The 12,976-nt window shown below is 61.1% G+C and carries 13 protein-coding genes and 2 pseudogenes; 6 read left to right on the top strand and 9 right to left on the bottom strand.

The window, feature by feature from the left end:
- The 4 genes and pseudogenes from AC07T0_RS17435 to AC07T0_RS17420 form a co-directional block, all read right to left on the bottom strand.
- On the bottom strand, positions 1-581 hold a 581-nt coding region (locus tag AC07T0_RS17435), incomplete at its 3' end, for a ribonucleotide-diphosphate reductase subunit beta (protein ID WP_495002381.1).
- Between the two features lie 275 nt (positions 582-856).
- The gene (locus tag AC07T0_RS17430) at positions 857-1,231 is read right to left on the bottom strand and encodes a DUF2784 domain-containing protein (protein ID WP_495002372.1); all 375 of its coding nucleotides are present in this window, start codon (positions 1,229-1,231) and stop codon (positions 857-859) included.
- A gap of 64 nt (positions 1,232-1,295) precedes the next feature.
- A complete protein-coding gene (gene dapA / locus AC07T0_RS17425) occupies positions 1,296-2,171 on the bottom strand; it encodes a 4-hydroxy-tetrahydrodipicolinate synthase (protein ID WP_495002371.1) in 876 nt (291 codons plus the stop codon).
- Positions 2,172-2,669: 498 nt separating this feature from the next.
- A pseudogene (locus AC07T0_RS17420) lies at positions 2,670-2,810 on the bottom strand (antitoxin Xre/MbcA/ParS toxin-binding domain-containing protein); the annotation flags it as partial.
- 115 nt (positions 2,811-2,925) lie between these two features.
- On the opposite strand from AC07T0_RS17420, the gene tam reads away from it, so the two are divergent.
- The gene (gene tam / locus AC07T0_RS17415; RefSeq protein ID WP_495002370.1) at positions 2,926-3,690 is read left to right on the top strand and encodes a trans-aconitate 2-methyltransferase; all 765 of its coding nucleotides are present in this window, start codon (positions 2,926-2,928) and stop codon (positions 3,688-3,690) included.
- A 42-nt stretch (positions 3,691-3,732) separates the two neighbouring features.
- Here the strand turns inward: tam and AC07T0_RS17410 are convergent.
- The 3 genes and pseudogenes from AC07T0_RS17410 to AC07T0_RS17400 all read right to left on the bottom strand — a co-directional run.
- Positions 3,733-3,831, bottom strand: a pseudogene (locus tag AC07T0_RS17410) (type II toxin-antitoxin system HicB family antitoxin); the annotation flags it as partial.
- 52 nt (positions 3,832-3,883) lie between these two features.
- Positions 3,884-5,257, bottom strand: a complete 1,374-nt coding sequence (gene ppnN, locus AC07T0_RS17405; RefSeq protein WP_495002369.1) for a nucleotide 5'-monophosphate nucleosidase PpnN — start codon at positions 5,255-5,257, stop codon at positions 3,884-3,886.
- A 321-nt stretch (positions 5,258-5,578) separates the two neighbouring features.
- Positions 5,579-6,523 (bottom strand): sensor domain-containing diguanylate cyclase, encoded by a 945-nt coding sequence (locus AC07T0_RS17400; protein ID WP_495002368.1) that lies wholly within the window; start codon positions 6,521-6,523, stop codon positions 5,579-5,581.
- 217 nt (positions 6,524-6,740) lie between these two features.
- Between AC07T0_RS17400 and fabV the strand changes: the two genes are divergently transcribed.
- Complete coding sequence (gene fabV / locus AC07T0_RS17395; protein WP_495002367.1) at positions 6,741-7,937, top strand: enoyl-ACP reductase FabV; 1,197 nt, start codon at positions 6,741-6,743, stop codon at positions 7,935-7,937.
- A gap of 123 nt (positions 7,938-8,060) precedes the next feature.
- On the opposite strand, the gene AC07T0_RS17390 is transcribed toward fabV, so the two are convergent.
- The gene (locus AC07T0_RS17390) at positions 8,061-8,885 is read right to left on the bottom strand and encodes an aspartyl/asparaginyl beta-hydroxylase domain-containing protein (protein WP_495002366.1); all 825 of its coding nucleotides are present in this window, start codon (positions 8,883-8,885) and stop codon (positions 8,061-8,063) included.
- A gap of 194 nt (positions 8,886-9,079) precedes the next feature.
- Between AC07T0_RS17390 and AC07T0_RS17385 the strand changes: the two genes are divergently transcribed.
- The 3 genes from AC07T0_RS17385 to AC07T0_RS17375 all read left to right on the top strand — a co-directional run bounded on the left by AC07T0_RS17385 (position 9,080) and on the right by AC07T0_RS17375 (position 10,877).
- Positions 9,080-9,736: a ribonuclease T2 family protein gene (locus AC07T0_RS17385; protein ID WP_495002365.1), complete on the top strand. Its 657-nt coding sequence runs from the start codon at positions 9,080-9,082 to the stop codon at positions 9,734-9,736.
- Positions 9,737-9,864: 128 nt separating this feature from the next.
- On the top strand, positions 9,865-10,563 hold the full coding sequence (locus tag AC07T0_RS17380; protein ID WP_495002364.1) for an AzlC family ABC transporter permease: 699 nt from the start codon (positions 9,865-9,867) through the stop codon (positions 10,561-10,563).
- Positions 10,563-10,877 (top strand): AzlD domain-containing protein, encoded by a 315-nt coding sequence (locus AC07T0_RS17375; RefSeq protein WP_495002380.1) that lies wholly within the window; start codon positions 10,563-10,565, stop codon positions 10,875-10,877. Before AC07T0_RS17380 ends, AC07T0_RS17375 begins: the two co-directional genes overlap by 1 nt.
- Before the next feature lie 27 nt (positions 10,878-10,904).
- Here AC07T0_RS17375 and AC07T0_RS17370 read toward each other — a convergent pair whose 3' ends face one another.
- Positions 10,905-11,993, bottom strand: a complete 1,089-nt coding sequence (locus AC07T0_RS17370; protein ID WP_495002363.1) for a GlxA family transcriptional regulator — start codon at positions 11,991-11,993, stop codon at positions 10,905-10,907.
- A 99-nt stretch (positions 11,994-12,092) separates the two neighbouring features.
- Here AC07T0_RS17370 and AC07T0_RS17365 point away from each other — a divergent pair, with 99 nt between their 5' ends.
- Entirely contained in the window at positions 12,093-12,962 is an 870-nt protein-coding gene (locus AC07T0_RS17365; RefSeq protein WP_495002362.1) for an ABC transporter substrate-binding protein, read from the top strand.
- The last annotated feature ends 14 nt before the right edge of the window (positions 12,963-12,976 follow it).

Raw genomic sequence — 12,976 nt, 5'->3', positions numbered from 1 at the left:
TAGGCGTGGGTGTGGATCGCCTCTTCGAAGGCCTGGCGCAGGATGTACTGGCGGCACTCGGGGTTGGTGATCAGGCGGTACACGGCCAGCACCAGGTTGTTCGCCACCAGGGAGTCGGCGGTGGAGAAGAAGCCGAGGTTGCGCATGACGATGCGGCGCTCGTCGTCGGTCAGGCCTTCCGGGTCTTTCCAGAGGGCGATGTCGGCGGTCATGTTGACTTCTTGCGGCATCCAGTGGTTCGCGCAGCCGTCGAGGTACTTCTGCCAGGCCCAGTCGTACTTGAAGGGGACGAGCTGGTTGAGGTCGGCGCGGCAGTTGATCATGCGCTTTTCGTCGACCGCGACACGGGCCGAGGCACCTTCGAGTTCAGCCAGGCCTTCGGCGACGTCCAGGGCATCGAGTGCCGCCTTGGCACGGGCGATGGCGGCCGAGTCGGAAGCGGTCACGGCACGGGCCTCCTGGGCCGCGGCGCCACCGGCGCTGTCGAGGCGGTCCATGTTGGCTTCGGTGGCGTGGCCGGCGTTGGCGCCCTTGACGGCAACCTCGCCTTCTTCCTTGTCGAATTCGTCCCAGCTGAGCATCGGATGTTCCTTGTAGGGGTGTTTGTAGGCCTGGCTCACTGCCTTTTCGTCAGACAGGTAGACACGTGTTCAGGGCTCCCGTTCAACAGGATTCACAACACAAGCAGGCATTGGAAAACCCTGGCGGCCCAGGGGATGAAAGGTGCCGTAGGAGAGGGGCGGCACATCATGTAGTGTTTTTATTGATCTTGAGCACACTATATGGTGGTTTTGTCAGAGGGTCAATCCGAGAGACGGCAATAGCGCTGTTTCGTCGCAGCCCCTCGGCAAGGTGCCTAGTGTGCGGCTTTCAGGCGTCGGGTCTTGAACAGACGCAGGTAAACCGTGAGGTTGAGCAGCAGCACCAGGGCCCCGAAGCCAAGCTGTAGGGTGGGTGTCAGTCCGGCGGGGTAGATCAGTGGAATCAGGTAGTGTTCGATAAAACCTTCGCCATAACCGCCTTGTCCGGCGGCTTGGCGAAAGAGGTTTTCCCAGCGGGTCAGCGGGCACTCCAGGTGAAAGACTTCGACGATCACACCCCAGGTCGCGGCAGGCAGGTGCAGCCAGATCAACCGGCGCCATTTGAGCACCAGCAGCCCGCCAAACAGCACGAACAGGATGAACAACAGGTGAAACGACACCAGCCCGTCGGCCGCTATCCGGTAGAACATCTCGACTTCCTTTTCTGATCCAGGCGTAAGTGCGGATATCCTACTCGGGTGGCTGGTCCGGCTTCTACCGGGCTTCGTGCTCAAGCGTCGCGAGGATGTCGTTCAGGCGCCGGGTCGTGGCTTTACTGCTGGTTTGCATCGGTGCGCGCAGTTCGTCACGAATCAGTCCTTGAAGGGCGAGGGCGGTTTTCACCGGGCCGGGGTTGGGCTCGACGAACAGAGCCTGGATCAGTGGCGTCAGTTGGAAAAACGTGGTCCTGGCGGCTGCGAGCTGCTGATCCTGGATCTGCCGGTGCAACCGTACGAACAACTCGGGATGGATATGCGCCGATGCCGCAATCGCCCCGCTTGCGCCGAGGCACAGCGCGTTGAACATCTGATTGTCCTCACCGCACAACACATCGACCTTACCGCTGGCCAGCACCGCCAGGGTGTTGCCCAGGTTGCCGCCGCAGTCTTTGATGGCGACGATATTCTCATGGGCGACGATGTTGAGCAGGGTCGCCTGCTCGAAGCTCACCCCGGTGCGGTAGGGAATGTCGTAGACAATCACTGGCACGCTGGAAGCATCGGCGACGGTCTTGAAAAACGCTTCCAGGCCGGCTTGGGACGGGCGGATGTAATAGGGTGCCGGGATCAGCAGGCCGGCCAGCGGACGCTTGAGTATCTCGCTCTGGAATTGCAGCAACTCGCTGAGGTTGTTGCCCGCCAGGCCCATCACCACCTGTTGCGGCGGGACCTGTTCGAGCACGGCATCCAGCACCGCCAGCTGTTCATGCTTGCCCAGTGCCGCGGCTTCCCCGGTGGTGCCACAGACGACGATGCCGTCGACGCCGCTGTCCAGCAGATGCGCGACCAGGCGCCGCAAGGCGACGAAGTCGATGGCCTGATCCGCGAACGGCGTGACGATGGGAACCCAGATACCTTGAAACGATGACATGCACTTTCTCCTGATGGTTGACCGTGTCGTCACCGTCAGAAGCGTAGAAGGAAGTTGGCAAGGAGGAGGAGTGACCCGTCGTCGCGCTCAATGTCCTGTCAGCTCATCTGACGGGACAGCGCGCCCCGGTCACATGAGCGACTGTTTCTTCGATTTAGGGGCAAACGCAACGCATGCAGGTGCCTTGGCATTCAAGCCAACGGCGACAGCAATGAGGTTGTGCGTTGCGGACATATTTGTTTGCACCCTGGATAAGCGCTTATTTTTAAAAGCTGGCGGCGGGTTTGTCAATGGTCGGTTTGGCGCAAATGTCACTTACGCTTCTGCGCCGAGGTCCAGCGCATCGCCCAGGCCCTTGGTGTGACGCAGGTCATCGCTCCAATCAGCCTTGAGTGGTGCGGCTGGGGCGATGCTGACATCACCGTGGATCTCGACCTTGAGCAGTTGCTGGGTTTCCGGAAAGTCTTCCTGATCCACCTCAAGGCGGACGAGGATTTCAAGCATGGCCATGGGGCTTTTTTCCGAGAAGCGATCCTTGGGCTTGGACAGCCAGCGCTTGGCTTTCTCATCATTGCCGAACAGTGTATCGGCCATGGCGGTGATGTGAGCGGCACGAAACAACCGGTCACTTCCATCGACGCCGCTCAAGCATTTCAATACCTTTCAGTATGGCCGCTTGTCATTGTTAGCATTTGTCATCATGGCGTGCAAAACCTACGCTTGTGCTCACTTCCCATAGACAAGAGGACGCTTGATGACCTGGTCAGCCAAGCAGTATTCAACATTTGAAGAAGAACGCACCCGCCCCGTCCGCGATCTGGTGGCTGCCATCCCCACTCGCACCGTAGGTGTCGCCGTCGACCTGGGGTGTGGTCCGGGCAACTCCACCGAGGTCCTGGCCCAGCGTTTTCCCGAGGCACGGGTCACCGGCATGGACAGCTCCGACGACATGCTCGTCAGCGCCCGGGCGCGCTTGCCCGGGTTGAATTTCGAGCTCGCCGATATCGCCACCTGGAACCCGGACCAGACCTACGATGTGATCCTGGCCAATGCCTCGCTGCAATGGGTACCCGATCACGCGATGCTCTACCCCCATCTGGTGAGCAAGCTGTCCACCGGGGGCAGCCTGGCGGTACAGACCCCGGACAATATGCAGGAACCGTCGCACCGGCTGGCGCGGGAAGTGGCGGCAGACGGGCCGTGGGCGGATAAGATCGGTGCGGTGCGACACCCGCCACGGCACGACGCGACTTTCTACTATGAACTGCTGCGCCCGCACTGCACGACGGTGGATGTCTGGCGCACCACCTATCACCACCCGCTGGCCGGTGGCCATGCGGCTGTCGTGGAGTGGTTCAAGGGTTCCGCGTTGCGGCCATACCTGGCGCCGCTGGACGAGGTGGAAAAAGCGGCTTACCTGCAACGTTACCTGGCGGCGATCAGCGAGGCCTATCCGGCGCTGGCCGATGGCACGGTACTGTTGCCGTTCCCGCGCCTGTTCGTGGTGGCGAGTCGCTGATCCTGGGGGCGTTGCAGCATAAGGTTCGTGCAACGTCCTGAATCAGGCATGCTGCAGCAAATACTCGCTCAGCGCCTGGCGGGTCAGGTCGTTGAGGGGCACCTTCTGGCGCGTCGCGGTCAGCGCGGCGGCCAGATGGAGGGCGATCTGTTTGCGCCCGTTCGGCAGGCACAAACAGATCGTTGTCGCGGGGTTAGCTCACCACGCGATAGCAAGGCACATAGGCCGCGCCACCGGGGAGTTTCATGCGGTGTTGCTCAACGAAGGCCTTGAGCAGCTTGTCCAACGGTCGCATCACTGCCGCATCGCCATGGATCTCGTAGGGGCCGTGTTCCTCGATCAGGCGAATGCCCTTGTCCTTGACGTTGCCGGCGACGATGCCCGAGAAGGCCCGGCGCAGGTTGGCCGCCAGTTCGTGGGCAGGCAGGCTGCGGCTGAGGTTGAGGCTCGCCATGTTGGCGTGAGTCGGATCGAACGGGTGCTGGAAGCCGCCGTCGATCTTCAGCAGCCAGTTGAAGTGGAAGGCGTCATTGCGTTCGCGACGGAACTGTTTGACCGCCTTCAACCCATGGGCCATTTGCCGGGCCACCTGGGCCGGGTTGTCGATGATGATTTCGTAGTGTTTCTGTGCCGCTTCACCCAGGGTCGCGACCACGAAGGCGTTCAGTTGCTGCAGGTAGGCTTCCGCGCTGCGCGGACCGGTCAGGATCACCGGGAACGGCAGCTCGCGGTTGTCCGGGTGCATCAGGATGCCGAGCAGGTAGAGGAACTCTTCGGCCGTACCGGCACCGCCCGGGAAGATGATGATGCCGTGGCCTACGCGCACGAACGCTTCAAGGCGTTTCTCGATGTCGGGCATGATCACCAGTTCGTTGACAATCGGGTTCGGCGCCTCGGCGGCGATGATCCCCGGTTCGGTCAGGCCCAGGTAGCGGCCGGTGGTGATGCGTTGCTTGGCGTGGGAAATGGTCGCGCCTTTCATCGGCCCCTTCATCACGCCAGGACCGCAACCGGTGCAGACATCCAGGCTGCGCAAGCCCAGTTCGTGGCCGACCTTCTTGGTGTACTGGTATTCCTCGGTGCTGATCGAGTGGCCGCCCCAGCACACCACCATCTTCGGTTCCAGGCCGGGGCGCAGGGTGCGGGCGTTGCGCAGCAGGTGGAAGACGTAGTCGGTGATGCCCTGGGAACTGTCCAGGTCGATACGCTGGCTTTCCAGTTCGTTCTCGGTGTAGACGATGTCGCGCAGGGCACTGAAGAGCATTTCGCGGGTGCTGGCGATCATTTCGCCGTCGACGAAGGCGTCGGCCGGGGCGTTCAGCAGTTCCAGGCGGACACCGCGATCCTGCTGGTGGATACGGATCTCGAAGTCCTTGTAGGCTTCGAGGATGGTCTTGGCATTGTCGACATGGGCGCCGGTGTTGAGGATGGCCAGGGCGCACTGGCGGAATAACGTGTAGATGCTGCCGGAGCCGGCTTCGCTCAGTTGCTGCACTTCGCGTTGGGAAAGGGTTTCGAGGCTGCCCTTGGGGCTAACCGAGGCGTTGATTACCGATCGTTGGGTCATGCTTTATTCCATCAAGGCGATGTCGCCGGGCGGCTAAGGCGCCGGCTGCACCAGAAAGGCTTCGCGCGCACGCGTGTTCCTAGCATAGCTAAATCGGGCACCCAGGTGGTCGGTGCCAGTGGGTTCAGCTTGCAGGATTTTAACGCGCCGCGAAACCCGTAGGCGTGTCGCCAGTGTTCAGTTCGCGTTGGCGTCCCGGGTACGCCCTCGTTCAGCACGTAGTGGTCGTTGCGCCGTGCGAGGCGCGGCAACCCGCTTTCGCGTTCGTTCGCCGGCAGGCGTTCAAGGAACGTCGACTTCACTCTCCAGCGCACCGTTTGATCAGTCGCTGAAGTTAGCGTACTCGGCGCCCATGCGGCCGTTGCGCTTGACTCGGTAGAGCAGTTCGTCGACTTTCTCGACAAAACCCAGTGCCGGCTCATCGACGGCGGGGCGTATGGTGCCGACTCCGAGGCTGAGACTCAGCAGCGCGGAAACCGCTGACTTCTCATGTTCGATCTGCTGTTGGCGAACCAGTTGCAGGCATTTCTCCGCCACTTGCCGGGCCTTGTCCGCTGGTGTTTCGGGCAGTAGCCAGATGAACTCCTCGCCACCGATCCGGGCAATGAAGTCCCGTGGCCGATTGGTCGCCTGGGACAGGGTCTGGGCCACTTGGCGCAGGGCTTCGTCACCCTTGATATGCCCGTAGTGGTCGTTGTACTGCTTGAAAAAGTCGATATCCAGGATGATCAGCGACAGCGGCAGTTGATTGCGCTGGGCATATTCCCACTCCCGGGCGAGCACGGTGTCGAACATGCGTCGATTGGCAATACCGGTCAGGCCGTCCTGGAACGAGTATTCCTCCAACTGCTTTTGCAGGCGGATCAGGTGCTCTTCGGTTTTCTTGCGTTCGCTGATATCGAACATAAAGCCGATCAGCGCTTCGACTTCACCGTCCTTGCGCACCACATGCACCACATCGCGGATCCAGACGTACTCGCCGTCGCGGGTCAGCGCCCGGTAGTCGGCCTCGTGGTCGACGCCGGCCTTGGACTGCGACACACAGAAGTTCACCACATATTCCCGGTCATCCGGGTGCATGCGGGCGACCCAGTCATCGACCCCGACCCAGCTGTCCGGGGTCCAACCGAGCAGGGCCTCGATCTGCGGGCCGATGTAGCTGAACGTCATGGTTTGCCAGTCGATCCGCCAGGGAATGGCCTTGGTCGATTCGAGCAGGGTCTTGTAGACATCACTATCGGTTTCGGCGGCGCTGGTGGTGTTCATGGTCGATCAGGCTTCACTGGCGGAGATGGGCGCTAGAATGTTGTGCGTACGGCAGGTAATCAAGGTTTGGGCGATACAAGGCAAGGGATTTTGCTTTCCCCGCGCAAGCCTGTGTTGTAAAAGCAGTGACGCCTCGGCTTTTTGAACGTCTATGACTAGAATCCGCGACACTGCTTACCATCAGTGTCGATATCGGCCTATGAGAAAAGGGAACCTTATGATCATCAAACCACGCGTTCGTGGCTTTATCTGTGTGACCACCCACCCTGTGGGTTGCGAAGCCAACGTCAAGCAACAGATTGACTACGTCACCCAGCAAGGCCCGGTCAGCGACGGACCGAAGAACGTCCTGGTGCTCGGTGCTTCCACCGGTTACGGCCTGGCGGCACGCATTACCGCGGCCTTCGGTTGCGGTGCCAATACCCTCGGTGTGTTTTTCGAGCGTGAAGGCGACGAAGGCAAGCTCGGCACCGCCGGCTGGTACAACAGCGCCGCGTTCCACAAGTTTGCCGAAGCCAAAGGCCTGTATGCCAAGAGCATCAACGGCGATGCCTTCTCCGATGAAGTCAAGCGCCTGACCATCGAGGCCATCAAGCGCGACATGGGCAAGATCGACCTGGTGGTCTACAGCCTGGCGGCGCCGCGCCGTACCGACCCGAAAACCGGTGAAGTCTACAGCTCGACGCTCAAGCCGATCGGCAAGTCGGTCACCCAGCGTGGCCTGAACACCGACAAGGAAGAGGTCAACGTCACCACGCTGGCCGAGGCGACCCAGGAAGAGATCGACGGTACCGTCAAGGTCATGGGTGGCGAAGACTGGCAGCTGTGGATCGATGCCCTGGACGAGGCCGGTGTACTGGCTGACGGCGCGAAAACCACCGCGTTCACCTACCTGGGCGAAAAACTGACCCACGACATCTACTGGAACGGTTCGATTGGCGCGGCCAAGAAGGATCTGGACCAGAAGGTCCTGAAGATTCGTGAACGCCTGGCGGCCAAAGGCGGCGACGCGCGGGTTTCGGTGCTCAAGGCGGTGGTCACCCAGGCCAGTTCGGCAATCCCGATCATGCCGCTGTACCTGTCGTTGCTGTTCAAGGTGATGAAGGAGCAGGGCTCCCACGAAGGTTGCATCGAACAGGTCTATGGCCTGTACAAGGACAGCCTGTACTCGCCAACCCCTATCCTCGACGAAGACGGCCGCCTGCGTGCCGACTACAAGGAACTGCAGCCGGAAGTCCAGGCGCAGGTGGCGAAGCTGTGGGATGCGGTCACCACCGAAAACCTCAACGAACTGACGGATTTTGCCGGCTACAAGGCCGAGTTCCTGCGTCTGTTCGGTTTCGGGGTTGAAGGTGTGGATTACGATGCCGACGTCAGCCCGGACGTGGCGATTGTCAATCTGATCCAGGCCTGAATCAGCGCCCGCGTCCTGCGGGCTTGAGGCGGGCGCCTGAGGGGCTGGGTCATCCAGCGCCTCAAGGCGATTACCGGGTTTGGCCGCGCCGCGTCGAAGGCGCGGCGCAACCGCCAGCCGTTGTTACTTGATGACCTTCCAGTTTTTGTAGAAGCCCTGGCGCAGGGTGAACGCCGCGCTGGCGAACGCCGCGATCGCGCCGCTGATAATGCGCGGGGCGTAGGACGGACGGACGATATCGATGAACAGGCAGTAACGCTTGGCGTCGTTCTTGTTGAAGGACGCATGCAGCAGCGTGTCATCGAAAATGAACAGCGGGTCGTCATGCCAGTAGTGCTTTTGCTGGCGGCACTGGATGTAGACGCCTTCATGGTGCGGCGCCGGGGCCATGTTGTAGAGCACGCGGAACATCATGCGCAGCGGGCCGAAGTGGAAGGACGTCGAGCGGTTTTCATTGAATACCGACACGCCCACGGTCTTGACGTAGGGGAACTTCTGCTGGAGTTCCGAGATGTCCAGTTCGGTGTCGATCTTGCGTCCGTACCACTGGAAGAACAGCATGCCGCGCTTGTTTTCCGCCATCCGCGAATCGAGATACTGGATGATCTCGTCCTTGTGGCTCATCGCCTTGTCGATGACCTGCTGCAGGTCGCGCTGGCAGTCTTCCGGCAGGTCCTGCATTTTGTAGATGCCGCGATTGGGCTTGCTGATCAGGTCGAACAGGGAGTTGAAGGGCGACAGCACCCAGGTGTTGCGGCCATTGCCGATAAAATACTTCTTCGCCAATTCGGTGGTGTAGATGCCGTTGCGCAGGAAGTCATAGACACCGCAAACCACGACCAGGAGCAGGAAACCGAGGATGGTTTTCGGGAAGCAGTAGATCAGAAAGAGTACGGCCAGGGTCCATAGGATGGAGACGACTTTCTTGCGGATGTTGCGAATACTCATGAAACACTGCTCCCTAGAGCGACTACGTCACGTGTGGCGTGCGCCGGGGCGGCGCGATAAAGCCTGAAAAAAGTCCCAAATACTACTGTTTTGTAATGGCGTTTAACAGTTTTTGTTAGAGCCAAGGCTTGACCTGAATCTATGGTTACGATGTTTTGAGCGCCATGATGGCGCCCGATGGAATAGGAAAACCAATGAAATTATCTTCTGTAGTCGCATTACTCATCGTCCTGGCGATGGGCCATGCAGGTCTCAGCGAAGCCCGGCAACCGAGGCAGCAGACGGAATCGGTGGCGGGGGTTTTCGATTACTACCTGCTGACCTTGTCCTGGTCACCGACCTTCTGTCTGACCCATGCCAACGCCCAACAGTGCAGCGGCAAGGGTTATGGCTTTGTGCTCCATGGTTTGTGGCCGCAGTATGCCAAGGGCGGCTGGCCGCAATCCTGCCCGCCACTGACGCCCTTGACGGCGCAGGAACGGCAGCAGGGGCTCAGCCTGTTTCCCTCGGGCAAGCTGCTGGAACACGAATGGAACAAGCACGGTACCTGCAGCGGCTTGGGCGCTTCGGGCTACCTGAACGCGGCCGACAAGGCACTTGGAGCGGTGGTGGTTCCGCCAGCCCTGCAACCTTCGACGACGCCGCGCGAATACTCCGCCGACCAGATCGTCCAATTGTTCCACCAAAGCAATCCGGGGCTGCCCGAGGGCGGCGTGACGGTGCGTTGCAGCGGGCCGGAACTGGCCGAGGTGCGTGTGTGCCTGACCAAGGACTTGGGCTTCGGCGAGTGCGGCAAAGGCGTCAGGAATCAATGCCGACAAGGGCCGGTGCGCGTGCCACCGATTCGCTGATCGGTCCGGGCTACCTGGGCGGCGCTTGATGCAAGGCGCTGCTCAAGTGTCACGTTGTGCACAAATGTTCAAGACAGGCGCGCGGCGGGCTGGCAAAGTCAGCGTCTTTTTCTTTGTGCCCGAGTCTTATGTCCGATCATCTGTTACCTCGCGCCGCCTTCCTGCGCGGCGCTGCGGCCATCATGCCGTTGTCCCTGGCAACCGCGCCCTGGGGATTGCTGGCCGGCTCCATGGCCATCGAGGCCAACCTGACGCCCCTGCAAGGCCAGGGCTTGTCCAGCATCGTGTTTGCCGGGGCCGCGCAACTGGTGGCGATCGGCATGCTCAAGGGCGGCGCGGGGATTTTCTCGATCCTGCTCACCACCGCGCTGCTGACCTCTCAGCACCTGTTGTACGGCATGAGCATGCGTTCGGTGATTTCCCCGTTGTCCGGCCGCTGGCGGGTCGGTTTGGGCTTTCTGCTGACCGACGAACTGTTCGCCTTGACCAGCCAGCACGACAAGCAACAGTTCAACCGCTGGTATGCGCTGGGGGTGGGGCTGACGTTCTATATCGCCTGGAACCTGTTCACCCTGGCGGGGATTGTGCTGGGCCGCAGCATTCCCGACCTTGAGCACCTGGGGCTGGATTTCTCCATCGCGGCGACCTTTATTGCCTTGATCACCCCGGTGGTGCGCAATGTGCCGACGGTGGTCTGTGTGGCGGTGTCGTTGTTCTGTTCGGTGCTGTTCAGCTACTGGCAGCTGGGTTCGGCCCTGGTGCTGTCAGGGCTGGCGGGAATGACGGCGGGGTTTCTCTGCAACAAGCTGTATCGGGGGCGCGAATGATGGTCTGGGCGGTGATTTTCGGGATGGGCTTGCTGGTGTTCCTCAACCGTTACGTGTTTCTCGAACCGCGCCTGCCGGTGCGCCTGAGCAGCAATGCCCGGCAGTTCCTCGGTTTTGCCGTGCCGGGCATGCTCACGGCGATCTGCGGGCCGATCGTGTTCATGCCCGATCACCAGTTGAACCTGCAGTACGACAATCCGTACCTGCTCAGTTCACTGGTGGCCATCGGCCTGGTGATCTACACCCGCAACACCTTGCTCAGCATGTTGCTGAGCATGGCGTTCTTTTTCCTGCTGCGCTGGTGGTTGGGGTGATCCGGGGCTGAGCGGCCACTACGACAGTCACGGCCCGGCGTGCCTCAACAACTCCTTGCGCAACTTGCCCGGTGACAGGCCGAACAGGCTCTGGAAATGCCGGATGAAATGCGGCGCATCGGCAAAGCCGCACTCGAAGGCGATTTCGCCGATCTGCCGATCCGAACTGACCAGCAGCCAGCGCCCGAAGCGTAGCCGCACCTGGCGATAGAACTGCGCCGGGCTGGTGTCGGTTTCCGCCATGAACAGCCGTTCCAGCTGGCGCTTGCTGGTACCGACCCAATGGGCGATGGCCTCGATTTCCAGCGGTTCGGCCATGTGCTTTTCCATCAGCATCACCGCCTCGTGCAGGCGCCGGTTGGACGAGCTGGCATAGCCCAGGGCTTTGCGCCGGTCGAGGAAGCTGCCGGTGCCGCTCTTGGCTACAGTCATCTGATGCACCACCTTGCCGGCCCGGTCCGGGCCGCAGTGCATGCCGATCAGATGCACCGCCAGCTCGATCACCGAGACGCCGCCGGCACAGGTGATGCGGTCCTTGTCGATGAGGAAGTCGTTGTGGGTGATAAAGCGCAGGGTTGGAAAAAGGCGTTTCCAGTCATCGGCATGGTAGGCATGCACACAGGCGGTGTGGCCCTCCATCAGCCCGTGGCGGGCCAGCACGAAGCTGCCGGTGCACAGGCCAATCAAGGGCACGCCGGCCGCCGCGGCCTGGTGCAGGAACGCCGGGTAACTTTTCGGCACATCGGCCAGCGAATCCAGCAGGCCGCCGATCACCACGATGTAGTCGAAGCGTTGCGGGTCGCCCATCTCGCTGTCGATGGGCACATCCAGTCCGCCGCTGGAGGCCACGCGTTGCCCCGGCGTGCCCAGCACCTTCCATTCGCAGCGGATCGGCCGGCTCTGGTCACCGGTGTCGGCGGCGTGACGCAGGGCATCGGTCAGCCCGGACAACGAAAGCAACGGAAAACGCGGCCAGAGCACAATGCCCACCGACAGTTCCGCCGTTCCGCGACGCTTGTGCGGGGCGGGTGCCGCTTGCCGGTCGAGGCGCGCCACCAGGCTGGGTTCGCCGGCCTCGTTTGCGGTTTCATGCAGATGTCGCAAATATTCAATCATTTGTGCAAAGCATCCAACTGATTCAGGTGCCCTTGGCCCTAGGATGAAGGCCTGCCCAACATCCTGTCGTTCAAGAAGAAAACCAACGAGGTGCACACGATGAACAAGCCTGACATTCAACGCATGACCGGTCTTTGCGCCGGTTTGATACTGTCCCTGCTGGCCGCGGTACCGGCGTTCGCGCTGGACACCGTGGAGCCGGGCAGCCTGACCATCGCTTTCAGCGGTGACATGCCGGGGACTGGTTATCAAGATAGCAAGATGGTCGGCTATGACGGTGAAATCCTTCAACAAATTTCCGAAAAACTTGGGATGAAGGTCAAGCCGGCGCTGATGGAGTGGTCGGGGACCATTGCTTCGGTGCAGGCCCGCCGCGTCGACGTCATGGCCGGGACCATGGGCTGGACCGAGCAGCGCTCGAAAATCATGGCCCTGAGTGATCCGATCCACTACTTCAAGAATGGCATCACCCAGACCGACAAGTCCGACTGGAAAACCCTCAAGGATCTGCAGGGCAAGAAGGTCGGGACCATCACCGGTTTCTCCTTTATTCCTGAAATGCGCAAGATCCCGGGGCTGCAAGTGACGCTCTACGACACTTCGGACGCCGCCGTGCGCGACCTGCTCGCCGGGCGTATCGACGCGGTGATCGGTGATCCACCGGTCATGCAGTACGCCATTTCGCGCAATGCCCAGTGGCACCTGCATTTCAATGCCTTCACCGACAACGACCCGGATTTCCCCCTGCTGACCGGGCTGGGGCAGGTGGTGTTCGGTTTCAACAAGGACAACCCGCAGCTGCTGGCGGCGGTCAACGCGCAGATCGAGGCGCTCTGGAAAACCTGCGAGATGCGCAAGATCGGCGCTCGCTACGGCCTGACCCAAGATGTCTGGTTCATGCCCCAGGGCAAGGACCTGCGCCTGAGCGTCGACCGTCCGGCGGATTGGAAACTGCCCGGCTGCCAATAATAAAGCGTGGTGCG

It is taken from the genome of Pseudomonas sp. GW821-FHT04D07 (assembly GCF_059420225.1).
Note: the sequence above shows the minus strand (reverse complement) of the source record. Positions and strands in the feature narration are given on the sequence as shown.

Bases quoted from the DNA above. Each gene is read 5' to 3' on its own strand.
- AC07T0_RS17430 (WP_495002372.1), bottom strand. From the start codon at position 1,231: ATGTTCTACCGGATAGCGGCCGACGGGCTGGTGTCGTTTCACCTGTTG.
- dapA (WP_495002371.1), bottom strand. From the start codon at position 2,171: ATGTCATCGTTTCAAGGTATCTGGGTTCCCATCGTCACGCCGTTCGCG.
- tam (WP_495002370.1), top strand. From the start codon at position 2,926: ATGACCTGGTCAGCCAAGCAGTATTCAACATTTGAAGAAGAACGCACC.
- ppnN (WP_495002369.1), bottom strand. From the start codon at position 5,257: ATGACCCAACGATCGGTAATCAACGCCTCGGTTAGCCCCAAGGGCAGC.
- AC07T0_RS17400 (WP_495002368.1), bottom strand. From the start codon at position 6,523: ATGAACACCACCAGCGCCGCCGAAACCGATAGTGATGTCTACAAGACC.
- fabV (WP_495002367.1), top strand. From the start codon at position 6,741: ATGATCATCAAACCACGCGTTCGTGGCTTTATCTGTGTGACCACCCAC.
- AC07T0_RS17390 (WP_495002366.1), bottom strand. From the start codon at position 8,885: ATGAGTATTCGCAACATCCGCAAGAAAGTCGTCTCCATCCTATGGACC.
- AC07T0_RS17385 (WP_495002365.1), top strand. From the start codon at position 9,080: ATGAAATTATCTTCTGTAGTCGCATTACTCATCGTCCTGGCGATGGGC.
- AC07T0_RS17380 (WP_495002364.1), top strand. From the start codon at position 9,865: ATGTCCGATCATCTGTTACCTCGCGCCGCCTTCCTGCGCGGCGCTGCG.
- AC07T0_RS17375 (WP_495002380.1), top strand. From the start codon at position 10,563: ATGGTCTGGGCGGTGATTTTCGGGATGGGCTTGCTGGTGTTCCTCAAC.
- AC07T0_RS17370 (WP_495002363.1), bottom strand. From the start codon at position 11,993: ATGATTGAATATTTGCGACATCTGCATGAAACCGCAAACGAGGCCGGC.
- AC07T0_RS17365 (WP_495002362.1), top strand. From the start codon at position 12,093: ATGAACAAGCCTGACATTCAACGCATGACCGGTCTTTGCGCCGGTTTG.